We start from the raw sequence: 23,058 nt of genomic DNA, 5'->3' as shown, positions 1-23,058 counted from the left end.
GGCACCGGTGAGGGTGCCCGGCCCGCCGGGGAAAGCGTCAGTCTCCGAAGATCAGAGGCTGTTGTACAGCTCGCGCGCCAGGACGGCGGTCTCGCTCGGGGTCTTCCCGACCTTGACGCCGGCGGCCTCGAGGGCCTCCTTCTTGGCGGCGGCCGTGCCGGAGGAACCGGAGACGATGGCGCCGGCGTGGCCCATGGTCTTGCCCTCGGGCGCGGTGAAGCCCGCGACGTAGCCGACGACCGGCTTCGTCACGTTGTCCTTGATGTAGGCCGCGGCGCGCTCTTCGGCGTCGCCGCCGATCTCGCCGATCATCACGATGACCTTGGTCTCGGGGTCGGCCTCGAACGCCTCGAGGGCGTCGATGTGCGTCGTGCCGATGACCGGGTCGCCGCCGATGCCGACACCGGTCGAGAAACCGATGTCACGCAGCTCGTACATCATCTGGTAGGTCAGCGTGCCCGACTTCGACACGAGACCGATCGGGCCGGCACCGGTGATGTCGGCCGGGATGATGCCCGCGTTCGACTTGCCGGGGCTGATCACGCCGGGGCAGTTCGGCCCGATGATCCGGGTCTTGTTGCCGGTCGCGACGGCGTGCGCCCAGAAGTAGGCCGAGTCGTGCACCGGGATGCCCTCGGTGATCACCACGGCGAGCGGGATCTCGGCGTCGATCGCCTCGATGACCGCGTCCTTGGCGAACTTCGGCGGCACGAAGATGACCGAAACGTCGGCGCCGGTCTCCTTGATGGCTTCCTCGACCGTGCCGAACACGGTGAGGTCCTTGCCCTCGATGGAGACGGTCTGGCCTGCCTTGCGGGCGTTGACGCCACCCACGATGTTCGTGCCGGACTTCAGCATCTTGGTCGCGTGCTTCATGCCCTCGGAGCCGGTGAGCCCCTGGACGATGACCTTGCTGTTCTCGTTGATGAAGATCGACATCTCACGCACCTGCCGCGGCGAGCTCGGCGGCCTTGTCGGCCGCGTTGTCCATTGTGTCCACCACGGTGACGAGCGGGTGGTTCGCGTCGGCAAGGATCTGACGTCCCTCGACGACGTTGTTGCCGTCCAGCCGCACGACGAGCGGCTTGGTGGCCTCGTCGCCCAGGATCTTCAGCGCTTCGACGATGCCGTTCGCGACCGCGTCGCAAGCGGTGATGCCACCGAAGACGTTGACGAAGACGCTCTTCACGTCGGTGTCGTTGAGGATGACGTCCAGACCGGCCGCCATGACCTCGGCCGAAGCGCCGCCGCCGATGTCGAGGAAGTTGGCGGGCTTGACGCCGCCGTGCTTCTCGCCCGCGTACGCCACGACGTCCAGCGTGGACATCACGAGGCCCGCGCCGTTGCCGATGATGCCGACCTCGCCGTCGAGCTTGACGTAGTTGAGGTCCTTGGCCTTGGCCTTCGCCTCGAGCGGGTTCTCCGCGTCCTTGTCGACCAGGGCCTCGTGGCCCGGCTGACGGAACGAGGCGTTCTCGTCGAGGGTGACCTTGCCGTCGAGGGCGATGATCTTGTCCTGCGGGTCACGGACCAGCGGGTTGACCTCGACCAGCGTGGCGTCCTCGGAGACGAAGGTCTCCCAGAGCTTCACGACGACGTCGGCGGCCTCGTCGACGATCTTCTCCGGGAACTTGCCCGCGGTCAGGATCTCGACGGCCTTCGCCTTGTCGACACCGATGATCGCGTCGACCGGGATCTTCGCGAGCGCTTCGGGACGCTCGACGGCCAGCTGCTCGATCTCCACGCCGCCTTCGGCGGAAGCCATCGCGAGGAAGGTGCGGTTCGCACGGTCCAGCAGGAAGGAGAAGTAGTACTCCTCGGAAATGTCCGAGGCTTCGGCCACCAGCACGCGACGCGTGATGTGGCCCTTGATGTCCAGACCGAGGATCGCCTCGGCCTTCTCGGCGGCCTCATCCGGCGTCTGGGCCAGCTTGACGCCGCCCGCCTTGCCGCGGCCGCCGGTCTTGACCTGAGCCTTGATGACGACCTGGTTGCCGATCTTCTCGGCGGTGGCCTTGGCTTCTTCGGGGGTGTTTGCCACGGCACCCGGCAGAACCGGTACTCCGTGGGCGGCGAAGAGATCCCTCGCCTGGTATTCGTAGAGGTCCACTACTCCAGTCTCCTGACGACACGCCACTGTGGTGGTCCGTTGCCGGACCGCGCTGTCGGACCAGTCGAGGTTAGCGACCTGCGCAGAAGCAGGGGACTCCGCACCTGGTGAAGTCGGTCACCGTACGCGGTCAGACGGTGTTTCCACGGTGTGAGACCGCACACCGGAGACCCAGTTCGCCGCGTTTTCCAGGGATTCGAAGGAGTTCTCGAACCCGCTCGGACCGTTACCGACCGCGAAGAGGAGAACCCCGGGGACGGCGTCGGCCAGGCCTTCCGGTTCGCTCGCGCCGCACAGGACGCCGAGGATGTCCGGATCCTCCTGTTCGACCGTTCTGGCCAGTTGGTCGACCGTGTCGAGACGCCCGGCGTAGACCACCTCGACGCCGTCGTCGCGCAGCAGCCGCCCGAGAGCGACGGCCGCGCCTTCCTCGACGTCGAACTCGGCCAGCACGACACGAAGGAGACGGCGCGTCATCCGGCCCGCCGTGAGCCCGCGACAGCCATCCCGGCCGTGACGAGGGTGACGACGGCGGCGCCCAGCGCGAGCCAGAACCCGATCCCGGCCGACGAGCCGTCGTACTCCGAGCCGACCAACGGAAGTTCCGCCGCGCGCAGGCCGAGCACCAGCGCGGCCCCGGCCAAGGCGGACGCCGCCGCGGCCGGCCGTGACCGCGGGACGAGCGCGTACAGGCCGAGAACGACCGCGAGCGCGCCGAGCAGGCCCCACGACGCCGCGCCGAAGTCCGACCACAGCCCGGGTGCGATGTAGCCGGGCGCGGTGAACACCGGCGTGCCGAACGCGGCGATCGCCAGTACCGCCGCCGCGACGAGCGGGGTGAGCACGTTCCCGCTCGCCCGCGTTCCGTCCAGGCCGGTGTCCATTTCCGAGTCGTCGTCGGAGACGTCACGTTCCACGACGCCGGTGATCACCGCCGCGAGCGCGGCCACGGCCGCCAGCACGAGCGCGATGAACGTCCACGTGACCCCGGGGCCAGCCGAAAAGCCGACCTTGTCCGGCAACGGCACCGGCAGGTCGACGCCGAAGAGCCCCGGGTCGACCGCCTTGTCCTCGGTCACGGACAAGGCGGCGCTCAGCACCGCCGCGCCCGCGAGGACGACACCCGCCCACGTGGCCGCGACGACTCCCCTCGCGAACGCCGAGAGCCGCGGCACGAAGACGAACAGCGCGGGCACGGCGAGCACGACCGCGGCGCCGAGCAGCAGCCAGCGCGCCGGTGTCTCGGGAACCGGCGTCGGCCCGTTGGCCTTCAGTACCGGGGTCAGCGCACCCGCGACCGCGGCCGCGGCGGCGAGCAGCGCCAGACCGCCGGTGACCAGCCGCCACCAGAACAGTCCCGGCAGCTTGGCCTCACCCGCCTGGTCACCGGTGACGGCCTCGCCGACTTCCGCGACGTCGAACCGCGTAAAGGCCAGCCCCACGAGCGCCAGTCCCGCGACGGTCACGACCACCGATCCCGGCGCGACCGAGAGCCGGTCCACGACCAGCCCCGCGATCACGGGCGGGACACCGACCGCCAGCGCCGCCAACCCCGCTCCGGCGAATCCGCCCTTGCCGACCCCTGCCGAAGGCGAACTCACCGCCACGAGCACGGTCAGCGGGAGCAAGGCCGCGAGCAACAGGTATCCGGCCATCGCGACGGTCGGGCCCTCGAAGGCGTTCTTGGCCAGGAGGTACGCGTTGCCCGAACCGAGCGGCGCGAGCAGCAGGCCCACCCCGCCCGCCACGCCGAGCACGGGACCGAGCAGCCGCCAGCGCCGCCGTCCGTCGAGTTCACCCGCCAGTTCCGCTTCGTCACGGGCGGCTCCGGCGGCGAACGCCCCGGCCGCGAGCGTGAGCAGGTGGCCCGCCACCAGCGGCCACAGTCCCGGCCCCGCCGGGGGGAGCGCGAGCAGCCGGTCGGCGAGGAACAGTTCCGGACGCGCGGCGAGGGAGCCGTCCGCGAGCAGCTGCAGGTCCAGCAGCAGCCGTCCGGGCGCGAGGGCGGTGAGCCCGAGGACCAGCCCCGCCGTGAGTCCCGTGCGTCCGGTGACCACCGCGTAGAGCACGGCCGCCGCGGGCGCCAAGGCCAGCACGACCAGCAGAGGAGCGGCGGTGAAACCAGGCGAACCGCCCTGGATGACGGGCAGCAGCGCGCCGGCGGCCAGCGCGACCGCACCGGCCGACACCAACCCCGCCGACAGCAGGAGCGCTCGCGGGCGGGAGCCCGGTTCGCTCCGGAGAAGTTCGGCGGACGCGGTACCGGGGACGGCTTGCCCGGCGGAGTCGCCAGGGTGCCGTGAGCGCGAAGTCATCGACGGCGACGCTAGCAAGCCGGGGCCGGCGGGGCCCGGCAGCAGGGCGCCCCAGCTCTCACCGGCGCCTAGTCAGGCCCTTGAAGTGGCCTAGCCGCGGTCAAACCTGCTTCAACACCGTCGGGCAACTACTTATTTCCCTCGTTTGCCCCCTTTCCGGCCCCCCGGTACCCCCGAACGGCCCTCTGATCTTGTAACGCAAGTCACACGGTTGTGAGTAAACCTGGTTTAACTTTGGGTAATCCTCACTGGACAACGGCCAGATCGCCGTCGCCCGATCGGCCGAGAGCGCCGCCAGATCTTGCTGATCGGGGTGCCGCTTCGTTACTGTCCCGGGGTCCCCATTACAGTCAGATCACGAATGAGAGCACCGAACGAACCACCCCCGAGGTCGTTCACCGGGATCCCCCGCCCGGGCTCTTGATCCGACTCCCCGAACACGGAAGGCCCCGTCTTGGCTTCACACCGCTCCCCCGGCGGCCAAGCTCCTTCCCCGGCGCTCGAGAACGCACTCGATGGTGCGGTCGTTCGCGTCCGGGGCTCGCACCGCCTGTCGCCCCCGTCCTCGGCCCTTCGTGGTCGTGTCGTGGTCGCGGCCGTCGCTGCCGGCGCCTTCGCGGCCGCCGCTGCCGGGCAGACCCTGAAGTCCGTTTCGGAATCCTCCGACGCCGCCGTCACCCCGCTGGCCAGTACCCAGGACGCGAGCGCCTCGTTCGCCCTCGGCGGCGGAGCCGGTGGTGGCGCCCCCGAGCTGCTGCCGACGAGCCAGTCGACGAACGCCTCCGCCGAAGCCCAGAAGCTCTCGGAGAACAACAGCATCACCCAGGCCCGCGTCAAGCGTGAGGCCGAAGCGGCCCGCAAGGCCGAAGAAGAGGCCAAGCGACCCAAGACCTGCATGCCGACCAAGGGCACCTTCACCTCGGGCTTCGGCGCCCGGTGGGGCACGAGCCACCTCGGCATCGACATCGCGGCCCCGATCGGCACCCCGATCGTCGCGGCCTCCGACGGCACGGTCGTCGAAGCCGGCCCGGCCAGCGGTTTCGGCCTCTGGGTCAAGGTCCAGCTCGCCGACGGCACCATCCACGTCTACGGCCACATGAACTCGTTCTCCGTCCGCGAAGGCCAGAAGGTCAAGTGCGGCGAGGAGATCGCCGAGGTCGGCAACCGTGGTCAGAGCACCGGCCCGCACCTGCACTTCGAGGTATGGCAGAACGGCACGAAGAAGATCGACCCGCGCCCGTGGCTCGCCGCCCGTGGCGTGAACGTCGGCTGATCGAGCCCCGGCTTTCCTTTCACCGCAACACCTTTTCACCACACCAGTGACTCCGCCCGCGGCAAGGGCGCGCCGGGCGACGACGCTCTGGCGCGCCTTCAAGACCTCCGCTTCCCCCTTCGAGGACAACGACTTCGAGAACGTTGGCTTCGAAGCCAATGGGAAGCGTCGTAGGCCATCCGGCCCGGAGCAGGTGTGGTCTTCCGGACCCTCAAAGCCCTCACGCGACGCCGCCGGGCAGTTTCCGGACGAAGTACCCCACGGCGATCTGCCAGACCGTGCAGAGACCCGCCGGGCGCCGTTCACTCGGCCGCCATCCGGCGAAAAGTCCCCGGGAAAGAGTTCGGCACCCGGCTGGCCGCGGCCCGAACAGCCATCGCCGCGCGTGACCGCATACGACACACCGTCCGGCCCCGTCCGGTTCGTGTGCCCGCAGTAACGCGCGCCAGGCCGCGACCAGCCTGAGCACTTCCGGCGGTTCCGGACCCCGATCCGTCCCCGCCCCTTCTTCAACACCCCGCAGGTATTCGAGTACCCCACTCGAGAGAACCCCAAACAAGACCCCGTCCACACCGTGTGCCCCCTCCTCCTGATCGGGGCACACCGGCTCGTCCAGCCTACCCCAGCGCATCGAACTCGTGTTCGATGGCGCAGGTATACGGGAGGGGTCCGACAGTTTTCGTGAGCGGCGGCGAAACCGCAGGTCAGGGCTAGAGTTTGACCATCGGGACGCTGCCGATGAGCATCAGCCGGACCTTGCCGGCGGCGCCGAAGTCGATCGTCGCCGTCGCACGGGGGCCCGCGCCGTCGCAGGCGACGACGGTCCCGAGCCCGTACTTGTCGTGGCTGACCCTGTCGCCGACGTCCAGTTTGAGCGCGACGGTGTCCTTCCAGCCCTTGCCGAACGGGCTCGTGCTCACCGACCTCGATGGCGACGAGCCACCGCCGCGGCTCCCCCAGGTCGTCGCGGCACGCGGCGATCCACCCGACGAACCGAAACCGCCGGAGGAAGAGGAAGGCGCGAGCCTGCGCCAGTCGACCAGGTCCGCGGGCAGCTCGTCGAGGAACCGCGAGGCCGGGTTCATCTGCGGCTGCCCCCAGGCGGAGCGCACCATCGAACGGGAGACGTACAGCCTCTTCCTCGCCCGCGTGATCGCGACGTAGGCGAGCCGGCGCTCTTCGGCGAGCTCGGTCGGGTCACCGAGCGCGCGCATATGCGGGAAGATCCCGTCTTCCCAGCCCGTCCCGAAGACGACCGGGTATTCGAGGCCCTTCGCGGTGTGCACGGTCATCAGCGTGACCACGCCCGAGTCATGCCCTTCACCGTCGTCGCCGCCGTCGGGCGACGGGACCGAATCCGCGTCCGCCACCAGCGAGACCCGCTCCAGGAACGCGGGCAGCGAGCCCGGCTCCGGCACACCCGGCTCGGCCTCCGGCAGTTCGCCGTCCGGACCGGCGACCTCGGTGGTGAATTCGGTGAACTCCCGCGCGACGGTGACGAGTTCCGTCAGGTTCTCCACCCGCGACGCGTCCTGCGGGTCTTCGGATTCCTCGAGTTCCGTCCGGTAGCCCGTGCGCTCCAGGACCGCTTCGAGGATGTCGGCGACTTCCGCGCCGCTCTCGACGACCTCGCCGAGCTCGTCCATCAACTCGACGAAACCGGTGATCGCCTTGGCGGAACGCGGGTTCAGCAACGGCACCTCGCCGTTGACGGCGCCGCGCAACGCCTGCGCGAACGAGATGCGCTCGCGTTCGGCGTACGTCGCGATGACCGCTTCGGCGCGGTCGCCGATGCCTCGTTTGGGGACGTTGAGGATGCGGCGCAGGCTGACCGTGTCCTCCGGGTTCGCCAGCACCCTCAGGTACGCGAGCATGTCGCGGACTTCGCGCCGTTCGTAGAACCGCACCCCGCCGACGACCTTGTACGGCAGACCCAGGCGGATGAAGATCTCTTCGAAGACGCGGGACTGGTTGTTGGTGCGGTAGAAGACCGCGACGTCTGAGTAGTCCGCTTCGCCCTTGTCCGCCAGCGCGTCGATCTCGCCGGCGACGAACGCCGCTTCGTCGTGCTCGTTGTCCGCGACGTAGCCGACGATCTTCTCGCCGTCACCGGAATCGGTCCACAGCCGCTTCGCGCGCCTGTTCGGGTTTCGCGCGATGACCGCGTTCGCCGCGTTCAGGATCGTCTGGGTCGAGCGGTAGTTCTGTTCCAGCAGCACGGTCCGCGCGTTCGGGAAGTCGCGTTCGAATTCCTCGATGTTGCGGATCGTCGCGCCGCGGAAGGCGTAGATCGACTGGTCCGCGTCACCCACGACGCAGAGTTCGGCGGGCTCGATCCCGGCCTCGTTCGCCTCGGTGCCCACCAGCTCGCGGACCAGCGTGTACTGCGCGTGGTTCGTGTCCTGGTACTCGTCGACCAGCACGTGCCGGAACCGCCGCCGGTAGTACTCGGCGACGTCCGGGTACCGCTGCAGGAGTTCGACCGTCCGCATGATGAGGTCGTCGAAGTCGAACGCGTTGGCCTGGTTCAGCCGCCGCTGGTACTCGACGTAGACCTCGGCGACGCGGCGTTCGAGGTCGTTGCCCGCGTCGGCGACCGCCGTCTCCGGGTCGATCAGCTCGTTCTTGAGGTTCGAGATGTGCACGGCCAGCGTGCGCGCCGCGTACTTCTTCGGGTCGATGTCGAGATCGCGGGCGACGAGGGTGATGAGCCGCTTCGTGTCGTCCGAGTCGTAGATGGAGAAACTCGACGACATCTCCAGCGTTTTGGCCTCACGGCGCAGGATCCGCACGCACATGGAGTGGAACGTCGACACCCACATGGCGTTCGCGCGGCGGCCGACGAGGTCGCTCACCCGCTCCCGCATCTCCGCGGCCGCCTTGTTGGTGAACGTGATCGCCATGACCTGGCCGGGGTGCACGTCCCGTTCGGCCAGCAGGTACGCGATCCGCCGGGTCAGCACCCGGGTCTTGCCGGAACCCGCGCCCGCGACGACCAGCAGCGGCGAGCCCGCATGGGTCACGGCCTCGCGCTGCGCCGGGTTCAGGTCGTCGAGCAGGTCCGAGTGCCGGGACTTGGCCGGACCGTCCGCTGGGAGATCGAAGAGGGTGTTCATCGCCGGTCCACGCTACAGCGCCGGGCGTAGGCGGTGTTGACGCCTGCCGTCCGACGCGCGAGGGGTGTTCGCGGCGGAGGATCGGATGCCATGGACACCAACGGAATTCCCTCCCGGCTCAGGGCCGCCGACGTCGACAGGGAGCGGGTCGCCACCCGCGTCCAGGCCGCCGGCGGTGAAGGCCGTCTCACTCTCCAAGAAGTGGAAGACCGGCTGAGCGCCGTGTATTCCGCCAAGTACACGGACGATCTCGTCGCGCTCACCTCGGATCTGCCGAAACCCGTGCCGAAGCGGCGCCTGGTCGCCTTCGGGCATCCGGCGGTGCGGATCCACCTCGCGGTCGCCGTCGTGCTTTCGGTGCTGCTGATCGTCCGATGGACGGTTTCGGAGGTGCCGTTCTTCTGGCCCGCGATGCCGATGTTCTGGCTGGCCATGAGCGTCCTCGTGCACGCCCGTGTCCGCGGAGCGCGCCGCCGCTTCGAGCCGGAGGACGGCGTCGCTGTGGCATAATGACGGGCATGCGGCACCACGCGACGCGATTTTTCTACGGGAACCGGACTCCGGCTCCCGTGATCGCATAGTGCCGCCGATGCCATCACCCGAAGCCCCGGAGTCCACGGACCCCGGGGCTTTACGCTGTTCCGGGGGCCAGCAGGGAATCCGGACCGAAGAAAGGTCCCGATGAGCACCACACAGAAGCCGGACGCCGAAGAACCCACCGCCACCGCCGAAGAGATCGGCGAGCTCCGCAAGGAGATCGACTTCCTCGACGGCGAGATCCTGCGGCTGGTCAAACGCCGCGTCGAAGTCTCCAAGACGATCGGTGCGGCCAGGATGGCCGCGGGCGGCACGAGGATCGTCTACAACCGCGAGATGGACGTGCTGGCGCGCTACCGCGAGCTCGGGCCGGAGGGACGGCAGCTGGCGATGGCGCTGCTCAACCTCGGGCGGGGCAGGCTGGGGCGGTAGGTGGTAGCAAAGGTCCCTTGCTCCCGCGACGCACCCGGATCGCGTTTAGCGGGCTAAACGCGATCCGGCCACGTCACGATCCAGTGCCGTGAGGCGGAACTCAGGGTGTTCCCCGAGCCACGACGGCCGGGGACAGGGCAAACTGGACACATGATTAACCTCATCGCCGTCGTGATCGCGATCGCCGGTGTGCTCGCCGCGCTGGGCCATCTCGGTTATCTCGCCATGTTGAACAACGCGGCGGGTAAGCGCGCGGGCGGCACCCCCATCGCCCAGTACGTCAAGTCGCGCTGGCCGATCGCGGCGGGTACCACCGCCGCGTCGCTTTTCGCCTGGCTGCTCACGAGTGGGGGAACGACGCTCGACGTCATCGCCATTTTGCTTGCGGCGGGTAGCGGGATCACCGCCACGAAAGCCTTGCAATCGACCCAGCAGAAGTACCGCAGCGGCAACTGAACGGCTTCACCAGCGCCGATAGCACTCCGTAACGTCACCGAGGCCCGTTCGGCCGCGCCCGACCGAGTGAAACATCTGCAACTTGCAGAGTGGGTGAAGACTTGCGGGTGTCGAACTTTTAGTGTGGTCCTCGTGTGGACCCTTGCGTCTGGGTCGGGCGATGCCCGCATGGCGCGCGGGGGCGATGGCCCCGCGCGCCCCCAGTCGTATGCGCGTGCATTTGCTCACGAGACTGCTTGGGAGTCTGCAAGCGAGGGATCCCGTGAACCCGCTGCTCCGTTCGGCTTAACCGGTGTCACATCGCCGTCAGGGCCGGCCTGTGAGGGGGTCGCTCGGACATGAACGGCTGGGCGGAACACCAGGGACGGAACGGCGCCACGCAAACGGGCCGCCACCGGGCGGGCGGTACCGAAGGCTGGACTCCCACCGTGCCGCCGCATCGGCGTCCCACCGGGCACGGGCATCACGCGCACCGTGAGTTCGCCCCGCCCTCCACCGGTTCCCTCCCCCTGCCGCCACCGCGGGACGGGAGGGCGCCGAGCCCCGGCTACGCCCCATCGAGCGGCCGTCTGCCGCTGCCCCAGCCCGCTCGCGAGGTACCCGTGGACCGCCCGGCCCGTGTCGAGGTCTCGTTCACCGAACCCGTCCCGTCTCCCGTCGAGGAACGGCGCGCGAAGGCCGCCCAGCGCACGAAGGTGACGCTGACCGCCCCAGCTCCCCGGCGTCCCGAACCGGTGGAGATCGACGACAACGACGACGTCCGTGTCTATCTCGCCCCGCCGGTCGACGGTCTGAGCACCTTCGACCTCGGCACGGTGCCCGCTTCGGTGACACCGCCCAAGACCTGGCGCAAGGCCGCCTGGTTCGCGGCGGCGGCGTCCGCGCTGGTCGTGGTCGGCCTGCTCTTCGCCGGTTCGTACCTGGTCGGCAAACCCCTCCCCGAACAGCAGAGCCAGGGCGGCTGGCCCGGTTACCGCGGTGGCAGCCCGCTGACCCAGGACGGTCTCGCCGGCCATCCGGCCACCCCGCCGCAGGGCGGCGCGGCGGGCAACCCGTCCGAATCCGAGAGCGAGTCCTCAACCAGGGACGACCGCAGCTCCGCCAACTCGGGCACCCCCTCGGACAGCGAAAGCGCCGGGACGGGCTCGTCGCAGCCCGATTCGAGCGGCCCGGCGACGTCCGGGCGGCCCGCGCCGTCGTCGAGCGACCAGCCCCGGAAACCGCCGGTCGTCCCCGCCGACCGCACGACAACACCGGCCCCCTGGTACGCGTCCCAGCCGGACGCGGAGGCGATGGGCGACAACTCCGAGATCTTCCTCAACTCGGTCACCACGAACCCCCAAGAGGCGTCCTCGGTGACCTCCGGCGGCCTCCGCGAAGAAGGCGCGGAGGGCCTCCGGGACCGCTACCGCGATGTCGCCTACTTCGAGGTGAAGAAGGTCAGCATCGACCAGCGCCGCGGAGTCACGGTCAACACCGTCGAGGTCACCCACAAGGACGGCACGAAGACCATGGAGCAGCGCACGTTCACCTTCGGCGAGGACGACAAGATCGTCGACGACGGTATGTAGGCGACCACGCACGTGCAGGTGTCCTGTTCCTCTGCACGTGCGGTGCGCCGAGCGGTCATCCCTGGTCCGGGTGGGTGACCTAAGCTGCCGTTCGTCGTATCGCGACGGCATTCCGGCGATGGCCCCTGGCCGTGGACCGTCCGCACAGGGTTACCTGACGACTGCAAGGTCCGCACCGTTCAGAAGACGGCCGCGCGGACCAAAGGCGTCGGCCGAACGGCCCAGCGCCTGCCCCGGACCAGAGCGAGGAATTTCGTGCTTGATCGACAGCGCATACGGCGTGAGGACGCCGTACGTGTCGAGGACGTCATCCCGGAAGAGATCCTGAACGACACCCGCGTCGACCGCGAGTACCTCGAACAGGTCTTCCGCGAGCCGCAGAAGTTCGTTCCCGCCCGCAGCCGCGAAGAGCGGTCGCCGCAGCCGGAGCCCGAGGTGGACGAGCCGGAGAGCCGAGCCGCCCGGCGGGCCAAGCTGGCCGGTCTGGTCGCCGCCGGACTCCTGGTCGCGGGCGCCGTCGTCACCGCGGGCGTGCTCGCGGGCGGTCAGCCGCGGGGAACCGTGCCGGGTGCCGCGGCACCCGAGGCGATGAGCGGAGCCGCCGCGCTCGGCGGGCTCGCCGTCCCGGACTCCACCGAACTGCAGCGCAAGCAGGAGACGCCGACTCCGTCAGGCACCAGCACGACATCGCAGCCATCTTCGGGTACCGGCTCGGGCACTTCGCTCCCGCCGCAGGGCTCGTCGTCCAGCAGCACCAGCTCGCCATCGGCCGTCAAGCCCGCCGCGGTCAGCACGACCGAGGACAAGATCGACGCGGTCCGGAAGTTCTACCAGACCGTCGACGCCGATCCGTACGGCGCGATGTCGCTGATCACGCCGGTGCTGGCCGAGTCCGAAGCCGGCATGCTGATCGAGGCGTGGAGCGCCATGGACGCCATCCAGATCCAGGACATCCGGGAACAGGGCGACGGCACCATCCTCGCCGTCGTGACCATGCGCAACCCGGACGGCGGACTGCTGCGGGTCACGCAGGTGCTGGAATTCGCCGACGAGACCTCCGGCCTGATCACCGACGCGCGGCTGCTGTCCGCGCAGCACATGTGACGGACACCGCGCGTGTAACGGCCCTCCACCCAGGGCGATCAGAGTGTGCCGCGTGTGTGTGCGCAGAGTGAGCGCCTAGCCTTGTCACGAGTCGGTCTCGGAAAAGCCGGCACACAGACCACTACATGTGCATACGCTCCAACGCTGTGGCGTGCTGAAGGCCGCACCGCGTACGCGGACGATTCCGCGTCGTGAAGACGGAGCCCAAAGGGAGGTCGCGTGAGCGACGAGGGTCGCCTGGTCGCCGGTCGATATCGCATCGCCGGGCGGATCGGCACGGGCGCGATGGGGGCCGTGTGGCAAGCGCACGACGAGGTACTCGGCCGCACGGTGGCGATCAAGCAGTTGCTTCTGCAACCCGGGCTTGAGGCCCACGACGCCGAAGACGCCCGTCAGCGCACGATGCGCGAGGGGCGTATCGCCGCCAGACTGCACCACCCGAACGCCATCTCGGTGTTCGACGTCGTCACCGACGACAACGGCCAGCCGTGCCTGATCATGGAGTACCTGAACTCCACCAGCCTCGCCCAGGTGCTGCAGGAGGAGCGGACGCTGCCGCCGACGGAGGTCGCGCGGATCGGCGCGCAGGTCGCGGCGGCGCTGACCGAGGCGCACGCGGTCGGCATCGTGCACCGGGACATCAAGCCGGGCAACATCCTGCTGGCGCCCAACGGCACGGTGAAGATCACCGACTTCGGCATCTCGCGGGCCAAGGACGACGTCACGGTCACGAAGACCGGGATGATCGCCGGGACCCCCGCCTATCTGGCGCCCGAGGTGGCCATCGGCGGCGACCCCGGCCCGGAGTCCGACGTCTTTTCGCTCGGCTCGACGCTCTACGCGGCCTGCGAAGGCCAGCCGCCGTTCGGCCTCAGCGAGAACACGCTGAGCCTGCTGCACGCGGTCGCGGCCGGGCAGATCATCCCGCCGCGTCAGTCCGGCCCGCTCGCCAGTGTGCTGGCCGTGCTGCTGCACCCGGAGGTGCGGCACCGCCCCACCGCCGAAGAGTGCGAAGAGCTTCTCGCCGCCGTCGCGCGGGGTGAAACGCCGCTGGGCGGCCCCGCGGACGACACCGTGCTCGCCGCCCCGATCGCGGGCGCGCTCGCCGGCGGTGGCGTGACCCAGGCCCTCGACAGCGAGGCCGCCGGTCACTCCGGCTCGCTCCTCGACGACCAGGCCGCGGCCGGGTCGTACTACGACGACGAGGACGACTACCACCAGCCGCCCGCGTCGGGCTACCCGGAAGACGACTACGACGGGTACGACAACTACGACGAGACGGCGTTGCTGGCCGAACGCGGCCACCCCGGCGGCGGCCCCGCGCCCACGCGCGCCGTCCCGATCCCCGCGGGCGACTACGACGACGATCCCTACGACGACGATTACGACGACCCGCCCCCGCCGCCGCCCACCCGCGCGCAGACCAGCCCGGTGGACGAGGACGACGACGAAAAGCCGGGCGCGTGGAAGAAGCCCGCGATCATCGGCGGTGTCGTGGTGGTGGCGCTGGCAGCGCTGGGGTTCTGGCTGCTGAGCCCGAACAACCCGGAAGCACCCGCGCAGGTGGGGAACTCGTCCTCGACGAAGCCGTCCCCGTCGGCGACGTCGTCGGCTCCGGAGACCACGGAAACGCCGACGGAAACGCAATCGGCGGAGCCGCCGAAGGAGACCAGCTCGTCGAAGAAGACGACGAGCAGGGCGACGCAGACGGACGAGCCGGATCCGACTACACCGTCGAAGACTCCGACAAAAACGACACCGACGAAGACACCGACTCCGACCACCCCGACAACTCAGTCGAACACGGAGACACCGACTTCGACCCCGGCTGGCACTTGATCCGAGGCTGCAATTGAGTTCTGAAGGTTCCATCGTCGGCGGCCGGTACCGCCTGGACCAGCCCATCGGGCGCGGCCGGGCGGGCATCGTGTGGCTGGCGTTCGACACACGCCTGCTGCGCACGGTCGCGATGAAGCGCATGTACCTGCCGGTCGGCCTGCCGCCGGACCGGGCCGAGCAGGCCAAGGCCGTCGTCGTCCAAGAAGGCAAGGACGCGGCCAAGTTCGAGCACGCCACCGCCATCAAGGTGTACGACGTGCTGCCCGACGGACCGGACGTGTGGCTGGTGATGGAGTACATCCCGTCCCGCGGGATGGCGACCTTCCTCGCCGAGCACGGCAGGCTGACCGCGGAACAGGCGGCCGGGCTGGGCATCGTGCTCGGCCGCGCGCTGGCCGCGATGCACGAAGCTGGCGTGGTGCACCGGACCGTCGAGCCGGGTACGGTCCTGCTGGCGGACGACGGCGGCGTGAAGCTCACCGACATCGGCATCACCGGTGGCGGGCCGAGCCCCGCGTACCGGGCGCCCGAGGTGGCGCGCGGCGAACCGGCGACTTCGGCGTCCGACGTGTTCTCGCTGGGCGCGACGCTGTACACCGCCGTCGAGGGTGTGCCGCCGTTCGGTGAAGACGGCGAGTCCTCGGAGCGGCCGCCGCAGACCGCCGGGCCGCTGGCGGGCGCGCTGCGCAAGATGCTGCGGGCGGAGCCGGACGCGCGGCCGACGATGGCCGACACGGTGCGTTCCCTGAACGCGATCACCGAGGGACGTCAGACCGCGTTCATCCCGCCGACCGCGCCCGCCATGCCGACGGTCCCGGCCTCGATGCCGGTGCCGATGCAGCAGGCGCCGCAGCAACCGGCTCCGCAGTTCCCCCAGCACCAGCCGCAGCAGTATCAGCCGCCGCAGCCGCAGTACGCGCCGCCATCACAGCAGTACGCTCCCGCCGCGCCGATGGCGGCGAAGTCGCCGGACACCCGGAAATGGCTGATCGTCGCGGGTGCCGTCGTGGCGGCGATCCTCGTCGGTGTGCTGTTCGCGGAGCTGTTCCTCATTTAGAGCCGTTCGAGGACCAGCGTCGCCAGTTCGACCGGACGGCTGAGATACGGGCTGTGACTCGCCCGCCAGGTCACCGTCGTGTCGCAGCGCGCGGCGCTGTGAGCCACCAGTTCCGGTGCGAGCGCACGGTCTTCGGTGCAGACGATGTACGTGGTCGGGGTGTCCTTCCACGCCGAGCCTTCCGGCGACTCGTCGAAGATCGTGACGGGTTCCGGGCGCAGTAAGGACATGGCGCGCTCGGCGACGGCGTCCGTGCAGTCCGCGTACATCGCGTCGCGGACGGCGGCGAGGTCGAGATGGGTCAGGCCCGTTTCGTCGAAGGTCAAGGGCACTTGGCCGGGTTCACGGCCGGTTTCCTCCGTGATCCGCTCGACCCAGTACTGAGCGGTCTCCCCTGGCTCGCTGACGATCGCGGCCAGGTAGATCAGGTGCGAAATCCCCTGAAGCCCGTCGGCGGTGAGCCCGCCGAACGAGTGCGCGAGCACTACCGGCGGCTCGGCCGCCCGGTCGACGAGTTCCTGGACGGTCCGGGTGGTTTCGGCGATCGGACGGCCGCCCAGGTCGGGGACGGTGACCTCGGCGCCTTCCCGGCGCAGGCGTTCGGCGAAGTCGTCGAAATGGGCGGGCTGGTGCCAAGAGCCGTGCAGGACGATCAGGGGACGCACCGGGGTCCTTTCGCTGGCGGGTTCCCTGCCAGGTTGTCGACCGCCGGCGCGGCTGATCAAGCTCAGCCGGTTTTCGTGCCCACTCGGCCAGTCCCGCCTACCTGTCCGGCCCCTTCGCGGATCGCGAGGAGGAACCGGCGCACCGCGGGGTGTTCCCTGGCGTGCGCGGCCACGGCGGCGTGGATGGACCGCACCGGATCCGGCCGCCGGACCTTGCGGATGGCGACGCCGGGATGCGGGGCGCCGAGGCCGAGCTCCGGGATCAGCGCGACACCGAGCCCGGCGGCCACGAACCCTTGTGCCGTCTGGTAATCCTCGGATTCGACGACATGGTTCGGGGCGAATCCGGCCGCGCCGCAGGCGTCGAGCAGGATGTCGCGGCAGGCGCCGGGGAGACCGTCGACGCCGACCCACGGGTCCTCGGCGAGTTCACCGAGATCGAGGACGCGTTTGCGGGCGAGCCGGTGGTTCTTCGGCAGGATCGCGCGGTACGGATCGTCGAGGAGGTGGACGTACTCGACCCCCTTGATCCGGGGAGTGCTGCTGGGGAGCACGATCATCGCGACGTCGGCCTTGCCCGACTCGATCTCGGGCATCGAATCGTCGGGCTCGACCAGTTTCAGGTCGAGGCGGACACCGGGGAACTCCCGGCGCAGGGCGGCGACGGCCAAGGGCACCAGCGAGGCGCCCGCCGTGGCGAAGTAGCGGATCGCGAGCCTGCCGGTGCGGCCTTCCTTGAGTTCCGTGAGCGCGGCTTCGGCCTTCGCGAGCTGGGTGCTCAGCGTTTCCGCGTGTTCGGACAGCAGCGAACCGGCGGGTGTCGGCCGCACGCCGCGGCCGACGCGCTCGAGCAGTTCGACCCCGGCTTCCCTTTCCAGGGTGGACAATTGCTGGCTGATCGCGGAAGGTGTGTAGCCGAGATTCCGGGCGGCGGCGGTGATCGAACCACTGCTGATCACGGCTCGGAGGACCTGCATGCGGCGGACGTCCAGCATGCCCCGATCTTACAGTTCTTCTTAAGGCTGCCTGCAGTTATTTTCGCTTGTCCTTACGCGTCGTCGCGGCGAAGCTGGCCCAGGCACATAAGGAGGACTGGGTGGGCGAGACGAAGACCCTGCTGCGGATCGGCGCGCTGGCGCTCATGTGGGGATCGAGTTTCTTCTGGATCAAACTGGGGCTCGGCGCCTTCACGCCGGTGCAGCTGGTGCTGGCGCGGGTGGCGCTCGGCGCGGCGGTGCTGATCGGGCTCTGCTACCTCGGCCGGGACCGGCTGCCGTCGGGACGGCGGATCTGGGGACATCTGGCCGTCGCGGCGTTCTTCCACAACGCGCTGCCGTTCCTGCTGTTCGCGTGGGGTGAGCTGACCGTCGACTCCGGGATCACCGGGGTGCTGAACTCGACGACACCCCTGTGGGTGCTGCTGGCCGCTCCGATGATGGGCGCGCGGACGAAGATGACCGCGGTGCGGGTCGCCGGACTCGTCGTCGGGCTCGCCGGGATCCTGCTGATCTTCGCGCCGTGGGAGGCGTCCGGCCTGCTCAGCTGGGGCGCGCTGGCATGCCTCGCGGCGGCCGCGAGCTACGGGTTCGCCTTCGTCTATGAGGGCAAGTACCTCACCGGCACCGGCGACTCGCCGCTCGCGCTGGCCGGCGGACAGATGTTGCTGGCGACCGGGTTCATGCTGCTCGCGATGCCGATGGGCGGTTTCGAGCCGGTCCACCTGAGCACCGGCGCGGTCGTCGCGGTCGTGATCCTGGGGATCGGGTCGACCGGGATCGCGTTCGCGCTGAACTACCAGCTCCTCGCGAGCGAGGGCGCCGTCGCGGCGTCGATCGTCGGGTACCTGCTGCCGGTGGTGTCGGTGCTGCTGGGGGCGGTGTTCCTGGCCGAGCCGCTGAACCTGCGGGTGATCGCCGGGATGGTCGTCGTGCTGGCCGGGGTCGCGCTGACCAGGCTCCGACCGAGGGAGCAAGGGACCTTTGCTACCACTCCGCAGGTCGAGCGCCCTCTCGCCGCCGCCGGGGAGGCCGCGCCGTGACCGCGACGACGACGTTGTGGCGGCCGACCGGCCCCGTCGAGCTCGACCTCGTCCGTGAGTCGGGCTGGCGGGAGTGGCCGCCGCGGCTGCCGGAGCAGCCGATCTTCTATCCGGTGCTGAACGAGGACTACGCGATCAAGATCGCCCGCGACTGGAACGTGCGGTACGACGGCGCCGGGTTCGTGACGCGGTTCGAGGTCGAGACCGCGTTCGTCGAGCGGTACCCCGTCCAGCAGGCGGGCGGGAAGACGATCCTGGAGCTCTGGGTCCCGGCCGAGGACCTCGCCGAGTTCAACGCGCACATCGTCGGGAAGATCGAAGTCACGCACGAATTCCGCTGACCTGCGTTTAGCGGGCTAAACGCGATGCGGTGGGGCCTGGGGGCTCGCCGGATCGCGATTAGCCCGCTAAACGCAGGTCGGGCGTCAGAGGGTCGCGAGGACGAGCAGAGCGGCGAGAACGATCTCGACCCAGAAGTAGAGCCAGCTCGGATAGAACCGCTCGGGCCGCTCCGCGAACCGCGCGACCAGCCGCCCGAAGGCCATCCCGACGAGCGCGACGGCCACCGCGATCGCGGCGCCCCGCTGGATCCCGCCGACGTCGAAAGCCGCGAACCCGAGCAGCACCGCGACAGCCACCCCGAAGCCGCCGTAAACCGCGCGCACCTCGGTCCGCGCGGTCGCCGACCTCAGCGAAATGCCGAACGGCCGGATCAGCCGTTCCGGCGCGACAAGCCCGAGCAGCCCCATGCCCAGGAAGAACACGGCCACCAGGCCGATGAGAACAGGCGCCACCTAGACGAGACGCCGGTCGGAAGCCCAGCGCGAAAGCTCGTACCGGTTCGAAAGCTGCGTCTTCCGCAGCACGCTCGACACATGCGTCTCGACCGTCTTCACCGAGATGAACAGCTCGGACGCGATCTCCTTGTACGCGTATCCGCGCGCGAGCAGCCGCAGCACGTCGCGCTCCCGCGGCGTCAGCAGGTCGAGATCCGGGTCGCTGATCGGCGCGGAACCCGGCCGGTCGGCGAAGGCGTCGAGCACGAATCCCGCCAGCCGCGGCGAGAACACCGCATCACCGTCCGAGACCCGCACGACGGCGCGCACGAGTTCCTTCGACGAGATCGTCTTCGTGACGTACCCCCGCGCCCCCGCGCGGATCACGGCGATCACGTCCTCCGCGGCGTCGGAGACCGACAGCGCGAGGAACACGACGTCCGGCAGTTCCGGCCGGATCCGGCGCAGCACCTCGGCGCCGCCGCCGTTCGGCATATGCACGTCGAGCAGCACGACCTGCGGTTTGGTCCGGGCGATACCCGCGACCGCCTCGGCGACCGAGCCCGCCTCACCGACCACGCGGACGTCGTCGGTGATCGAGTCCAGTTCGGTGCGCACACCCGCGCGGAAGAGCGCGTGGTCGTCGACGAGGAAGACCTTGACCGGCTCCCGCGTCTGCTGGTTCTCCGTCACGATGCTCCCTCGCTCGCCCTGTCCCGTGAGCATAGCGACCTCACGCCGCGCCCTTCCCCGCCTTGACCGGCATCTCCAGCTGGACCTCGGTTCCTTCACCCGGTGCGGTACGCAGCTTGCACTTGCCCCCGTGCCGTTCCATCCGCCCCCGGATGGAATCGGCGAGACCGTGCCGATCGCTCGGCACGACGTCGGGGTCGAACCCCTTACCCCTGTCCCGCACGAAAACGGTCACCGCCGTCGGCTCGACTTCGGCGTACACACTGACCTCGTCGACACCCGCGTGCTTGGCGGCGTTGACGATCGCTTCGCGCGCCGCCTGGACCAGCGCGGTCAGCGGCTCGTTCAGCGTGGCCTCCCCCACGACGACCTGCTGCACCGAGATCGCGAAGGCATCCTCGACCTCGCCACACGCGGCGGCGAGTACTTCGGACAGCTGACCGCTGACGGCCTCTTCCTCGGTCTTCTTGTTCTTGCCATATCCCGACGGCCCGTACAGCCAGCCGCGCAGCTCACGTTCCTGACCGCGCGCGAGCCTCGCGACCTCGCGCGGCGAATCCGCCTGCTTCTGGATCAACGCGAGGGTCTGGAGGACCGAGTCGTGCAGATGCGCGGCGATCTCGGCGCGTTCGTCGGTGCGGATGCGGGCCATGCGCTCGTCGGACAGGTCGCGGACCAGGCGCAGCCAGAACGGGACGGTCAGCACGGCCACCCCGAACAGCGTCGCGATCACGGCGACCAGCGCGAACTTGACCTGGTCGATACTGCCGCTTTCCAGCACGACGACGCCGATACCGGTCATCACCAGCGCGACACCGGCGACCACGCGGATCGCGGCCGACCAGCCCCCACCGCCGAGGAAGGCCGTGGCGACGCCGCCCTTGGCGCCGAGGCGCCAGCGCCGTCGTTGCGACTCGTCGGCCTCCCGCCAGACGACGGCCGCACCGATCATGGCCAGCGCCAGCGGGATGGCGACCCAGCCACTGATGAAGCCGGTCAGCGTGCCGCTGGCGACGGCGAGGCCGACGCCCAGCGCCATCAGGCCGAACGCCTGCTGCTTCTCCTTAGGCGCGGATTTCTCCGGCTCGACCTCACCGGATTGTTGCTGGACGAAAACCCAGAGCAGGCCGTAGGCGAGAAGGCCGACGCCGTTCAGCGCGGCCAGCAACGCGAACGCGGTCCGGACCCAGAGCACCTTGACGCCGAGGTGGTCGGCGAGACCGCCGGCGACACCCGCGATGGCGCGGCCGGAGCGGCGGCGGTACATCTTGGGCGGCTCGAACGGGGCCGGGGACAGGCTGCCGACGACCGGCACCGGCGGGCGCTCGATGATCGTCGGCTTCACCGGTGCGGCGAGGTCGTTGGGGGCGGATTCCTGCACGTTCTCCATGGTCACACGGAGTGCGGTACCGATCCATCGGGGAAACCCCTGACTCTTCCCGCTGGGGGAAACCTCAGGGACGTTCCCGGATGTGGCGGGGGCCGGACGGGGCGCATTCTTTGTGGCATGAGTGGGAGTGAGACACAGGTTCCGAAGCGCGGCCCCGCGGCAGGCTTCGAGGAGACCGTCAAGGATTTCTGGCGGAGCAGGCCGGTCCGCCCGGTGGCGGGCCGCAAGTTCGCCGGTGTGGCCGCCGGCATCGGCTACCGGTACGGCATCGACCCGACCGTGGTCCGTGTCGCGCTGGTCGCGGCGACCGTGTTCGGCGGTTTCGGCGTCTTCGTCTATCTGCTGGGCTGGCTGTTCCTGCCGCAGGAGGGCGACCCCGTTTCCGCGTTCGAGAGCCTGATCGGCCGCGGGCGCGCGTCGAGCTCGCCCGCGTTCGCGGTGCTGCTGCTCCTCCTGCTTTTCCCGGGTCTCACCTGGACCTTGAGCGGCGGCTGGATGACCGACGGGACGGGCCTGATCGGTTTCGCGCTGATGGCCGTCGCGCTGTATCTGCTGCACCGCAACCGCGGTCAGTTCAACCGGCCGACGATGCCCGCTCCGGCCTATCCGACGGCCGCGTTCTCCATGGCGTCGGCGGCCTCCACCTCGACGGCGACCGAGGGCGGCTGGGACCCGCTGGCGGCCGACCCGTCTGCTTGGGACCTACCGAACGCTTCGACCTCTGGCGGGCTGCCGCCGCAGACTCCTCCGCCGCCTCCCGCGCCGCCGGCTCCTCGCGGCCGTAAGTCGAAGATCGGCGCCACGACCTTCGGGATCGCCGTGCTGGTGGCCGGGGTCGGCACCGTCCTGGGGCTGGACGGCGAGGCGTGGTTCACCCCGCAGCACGTCATCGGGCTCACCCTGGGTGTGGTCGGTATCGGGCTGGTGGCCGGTTCGTTCGTCCGCGGCGGCCGCGGGCTGATCGGGCTGGCGGTGCCGCTGGCGATCGTCGGGATGGCGCTGACCACGGTGCCGTTCGAGAACTTCTCCGTGAAGGGCGGCGTCGGTGACCTGACGGCGACGCCGAGCCAGGTGTCCGAAGTGCTGCCTGAGTACCGCCGTTCGGCGGGGAACATCGACATCGACCTGACCAAGCTGCCCGCTGGGGCTTCGGTGAGCACGAAGGTCTCGAACGGAGCCGGTAATTCGACGGTGCTCGTGCCGATGGGTGCCGAAGTGAAGGTCTCCTGTGAGACGGGAGCGGGCGAGGTCGACTGCCTCGGCCAGTCCCGCTCGGGGGTCGGCGAGGACGTCGTCGACTTCACCGCGCCGGGGAGCAACGGACAGAAGATCACCGTGAAGGTCGAGAACGGTGTCGGGAACGTGGAGGTGCGCCGTGGCTGAGTACGACTACGACAACTACGACAGCACGCAGACCCAGTCGTCGAAGCCCGCGAAGCGCGGGGTGGACGTCTTCACCCTGATCATCGGAATCGCGACGCTGCTGGTGTCGGGTTACGTCCTCTCGGACGGCTCGACGTGGCTCCCGCAGTTCGACTTCCGGTGGGTCATGGCGGGCGGGGCGATCTTCGTCGGCGTCCTGCTTCTCGCCGCTTCGCTGCGCAAGAGCCGCCGCTAGCGGCGGCGCTGACGCTCCACCCCACTCCGAAGGCCCCGGCCCCTCGCCGGGGCCTTCGCCTTGCTCCA

Annotated in this window: 22 protein-coding genes; 12 read left to right on the top strand and 10 right to left on the bottom strand. The window is 69.7% G+C overall.

Going from position 1 to position 23,058, the window contains the following annotated elements; genetic code table 11:
* Positions 1–51: 51 nt before the first annotated feature.
* The 4 genes from sucD to ACFVM3_RS31255 all read right to left on the bottom strand — a co-directional run bounded on the left by sucD (position 52) and on the right by ACFVM3_RS31255 (position 4,425).
* Positions 52–939 carry a succinate--CoA ligase subunit alpha gene (sucD, locus tag ACFVM3_RS31270; RefSeq protein WP_005165134.1) on the bottom strand — a complete coding sequence of 296 codons (888 nt, stop codon included), beginning with the start codon at positions 937–939 and terminating at the stop codon, positions 52–54.
* A gap of 1 nt (position 940) precedes the next feature.
* On the bottom strand, positions 941–2,110 hold the full coding sequence (gene sucC, locus ACFVM3_RS31265; protein ID WP_125680032.1) for an ADP-forming succinate--CoA ligase subunit beta: 1,170 nt from the start codon (positions 2,108–2,110) through the stop codon (positions 941–943).
* Between the two features lie 117 nt (positions 2,111–2,227).
* Positions 2,228–2,587 (bottom strand): hypothetical protein, encoded by a 360-nt coding sequence (locus ACFVM3_RS31260; protein WP_378443530.1) that lies wholly within the window; start codon positions 2,585–2,587, stop codon positions 2,228–2,230.
* On the bottom strand, positions 2,584–4,425 hold the full coding sequence (locus ACFVM3_RS31255; RefSeq protein ID WP_378443529.1) for a hypothetical protein: 1,842 nt from the start codon (positions 4,423–4,425) through the stop codon (positions 2,584–2,586). Before ACFVM3_RS31255 ends, ACFVM3_RS31260 begins: the two co-directional genes overlap by 4 nt.
* A gap of 586 nt (positions 4,426–5,011) precedes the next feature.
* Here ACFVM3_RS31255 and ACFVM3_RS31250 point away from each other — a divergent pair.
* Positions 5,012–5,698: a M23 family metallopeptidase gene (locus ACFVM3_RS31250; protein ID WP_378443528.1), complete on the top strand. Its 687-nt coding sequence runs from the start codon at positions 5,012–5,014 to the stop codon at positions 5,696–5,698.
* Positions 5,699–6,408: 710 nt separating this feature from the next.
* Here the strand turns inward: ACFVM3_RS31250 and pcrA are convergent.
* The gene (gene pcrA / locus ACFVM3_RS31245) at positions 6,409–8,814 is read right to left on the bottom strand and encodes a DNA helicase PcrA (protein WP_378443527.1); all 2,406 of its coding nucleotides are present in this window, start codon (positions 8,812–8,814) and stop codon (positions 6,409–6,411) included.
* Positions 8,815–8,904: 90 nt separating this feature from the next.
* Here pcrA and ACFVM3_RS31240 point away from each other — a divergent pair, with 90 nt between their 5' ends.
* From ACFVM3_RS31240 to ACFVM3_RS31210, 7 genes are all read left to right on the top strand, one after another.
* The gene (locus ACFVM3_RS31240) at positions 8,905–9,324 is read left to right on the top strand and encodes a DUF1707 domain-containing protein (RefSeq protein ID WP_378443526.1); all 420 of its coding nucleotides are present in this window, start codon (positions 8,905–8,907) and stop codon (positions 9,322–9,324) included.
* A 171-nt stretch (positions 9,325–9,495) separates the two neighbouring features.
* Positions 9,496–9,783 carry a chorismate mutase gene (locus tag ACFVM3_RS31235; protein ID WP_034304455.1) on the top strand — a complete coding sequence of 96 codons (288 nt, stop codon included), beginning with the start codon at positions 9,496–9,498 and terminating at the stop codon, positions 9,781–9,783.
* Positions 9,784–9,933: 150 nt separating this feature from the next.
* Positions 9,934–10,239 carry a hypothetical protein gene (locus ACFVM3_RS31230; protein ID WP_378443525.1) on the top strand — a complete coding sequence of 102 codons (306 nt, stop codon included), beginning with the start codon at positions 9,934–9,936 and terminating at the stop codon, positions 10,237–10,239.
* 338 nt (positions 10,240–10,577) lie between these two features.
* Complete coding sequence (locus ACFVM3_RS31225) at positions 10,578–11,810, top strand: hypothetical protein (protein ID WP_378443524.1); 1,233 nt, start codon at positions 10,578–10,580, stop codon at positions 11,808–11,810.
* Between the two features lie 255 nt (positions 11,811–12,065).
* The gene (locus ACFVM3_RS31220; RefSeq protein ID WP_378443523.1) at positions 12,066–12,914 is read left to right on the top strand and encodes a hypothetical protein; all 849 of its coding nucleotides are present in this window, start codon (positions 12,066–12,068) and stop codon (positions 12,912–12,914) included.
* Between the two features lie 219 nt (positions 12,915–13,133).
* A complete protein-coding gene (locus tag ACFVM3_RS31215) occupies positions 13,134–14,753 on the top strand; it encodes a serine/threonine-protein kinase (protein ID WP_378443522.1) in 1,620 nt (539 codons plus the stop codon).
* A 13-nt stretch (positions 14,754–14,766) separates the two neighbouring features.
* Positions 14,767–15,810, top strand: a complete 1,044-nt coding sequence (locus ACFVM3_RS31210) for a serine/threonine-protein kinase (RefSeq protein WP_378443521.1) — start codon at positions 14,767–14,769, stop codon at positions 15,808–15,810.
* Here ACFVM3_RS31210 and ACFVM3_RS31205 read toward each other — a convergent pair.
* The gene (locus ACFVM3_RS31205; protein ID WP_378443520.1) at positions 15,807–16,475 is read right to left on the bottom strand and encodes an alpha/beta fold hydrolase; all 669 of its coding nucleotides are present in this window, start codon (positions 16,473–16,475) and stop codon (positions 15,807–15,809) included. The two genes, ACFVM3_RS31210 and ACFVM3_RS31205, sit on opposite strands and share 4 nt — an antisense overlap.
* A gap of 62 nt (positions 16,476–16,537) precedes the next feature.
* Complete coding sequence (locus ACFVM3_RS31200) at positions 16,538–17,470, bottom strand: LysR family transcriptional regulator (RefSeq protein WP_378443519.1); 933 nt, start codon at positions 17,468–17,470, stop codon at positions 16,538–16,540.
* Between the two features lie 101 nt (positions 17,471–17,571).
* On the opposite strand from ACFVM3_RS31200, the gene ACFVM3_RS31195 reads away from it, so the two are divergent.
* Entirely contained in the window at positions 17,572–18,513 is a 942-nt protein-coding gene (locus tag ACFVM3_RS31195; protein ID WP_378443518.1) for a DMT family transporter, read from the top strand.
* Complete coding sequence (locus tag ACFVM3_RS31190; protein WP_378443517.1) at positions 18,510–18,854, top strand: hypothetical protein; 345 nt, start codon at positions 18,510–18,512, stop codon at positions 18,852–18,854. The genes ACFVM3_RS31195 and ACFVM3_RS31190 overlap by 4 nt, the downstream gene beginning before the upstream one ends.
* An 84-nt stretch (positions 18,855–18,938) precedes the next feature.
* Here ACFVM3_RS31190 and ACFVM3_RS31185 read toward each other — a convergent pair whose 3' ends face one another.
* From ACFVM3_RS31185 to ACFVM3_RS31175, 3 genes are read right to left on the bottom strand one after another with little or no spacing between them, the layout of a single operon-like run.
* Positions 18,939–19,307, bottom strand: a complete 369-nt coding sequence (locus tag ACFVM3_RS31185; protein WP_378443516.1) for a DUF4345 domain-containing protein — start codon at positions 19,305–19,307, stop codon at positions 18,939–18,941.
* Positions 19,308–20,015: a response regulator gene (locus ACFVM3_RS31180; RefSeq protein ID WP_378443515.1), complete on the bottom strand. Its 708-nt coding sequence runs from the start codon at positions 20,013–20,015 to the stop codon at positions 19,308–19,310.
* Positions 20,016–20,022: 7 nt separating this feature from the next.
* Positions 20,023–21,378: a PspC domain-containing protein gene (locus ACFVM3_RS31175; protein ID WP_378443514.1), complete on the bottom strand. Its 1,356-nt coding sequence runs from the start codon at positions 21,376–21,378 to the stop codon at positions 20,023–20,025.
* 111 nt (positions 21,379–21,489) lie between these two features.
* Here ACFVM3_RS31175 and ACFVM3_RS31170 point away from each other — a divergent pair, with 111 nt between their 5' ends.
* Positions 21,490–22,755: a PspC domain-containing protein gene (locus tag ACFVM3_RS31170; protein ID WP_378443513.1), complete on the top strand. Its 1,266-nt coding sequence runs from the start codon at positions 21,490–21,492 to the stop codon at positions 22,753–22,755.
* A complete protein-coding gene (locus ACFVM3_RS31165) occupies positions 22,748–22,990 on the top strand; it encodes a hypothetical protein (protein ID WP_378443512.1) in 243 nt (80 codons plus the stop codon). Before ACFVM3_RS31170 ends, ACFVM3_RS31165 begins: the two co-directional genes overlap by 8 nt.
* Positions 22,991–23,058 lie beyond the last annotated feature (68 nt).

The sequence above is a fragment of the Amycolatopsis sp. NPDC057786 genome, assembly GCF_042797905.1.
Classification (GTDB): domain Bacteria; phylum Actinomycetota; class Actinomycetes; order Mycobacteriales; family Pseudonocardiaceae; genus Amycolatopsis.
Note: the sequence above shows the minus strand (reverse complement) of the source record. Positions and strands in the feature narration are given on the sequence as shown.

Coding starts and splice junctions, on each gene's coding strand:
- sucD (WP_005165134.1), bottom strand. CDS start 939: ATGTCGATCTTCATCAACGAGAACAGCAAGGTCATCGTCCAGGGGCTC.
- ACFVM3_RS31260 (WP_378443530.1), bottom strand. CDS start 2,587: ATGACGCGCCGTCTCCTTCGTGTCGTGCTGGCCGAGTTCGACGTCGAG.
- ACFVM3_RS31255 (WP_378443529.1), bottom strand. CDS start 4,425: ATGACTTCGCGCTCACGGCACCCTGGCGACTCCGCCGGGCAAGCCGTC.
- pcrA (WP_378443527.1), bottom strand. CDS start 8,814: ATGAACACCCTCTTCGATCTCCCAGCGGACGGTCCGGCCAAGTCCCGG.
- ACFVM3_RS31240 (WP_378443526.1), top strand. CDS start 8,905: ATGGACACCAACGGAATTCCCTCCCGGCTCAGGGCCGCCGACGTCGAC.
- ACFVM3_RS31235 (WP_034304455.1), top strand. CDS start 9,496: ATGAGCACCACACAGAAGCCGGACGCCGAAGAACCCACCGCCACCGCC.
- ACFVM3_RS31230 (WP_378443525.1), top strand. CDS start 9,934: ATGATTAACCTCATCGCCGTCGTGATCGCGATCGCCGGTGTGCTCGCC.
- ACFVM3_RS31225 (WP_378443524.1), top strand. CDS start 10,578: ATGAACGGCTGGGCGGAACACCAGGGACGGAACGGCGCCACGCAAACG.
- ACFVM3_RS31200 (WP_378443519.1), bottom strand. CDS start 17,470: ATGCTGGACGTCCGCCGCATGCAGGTCCTCCGAGCCGTGATCAGCAGT.
- ACFVM3_RS31180 (WP_378443515.1), bottom strand. CDS start 20,015: ATGCTCACGGGACAGGGCGAGCGAGGGAGCATCGTGACGGAGAACCAG.
- ACFVM3_RS31170 (WP_378443513.1), top strand. CDS start 21,490: ATGAGTGGGAGTGAGACACAGGTTCCGAAGCGCGGCCCCGCGGCAGGC.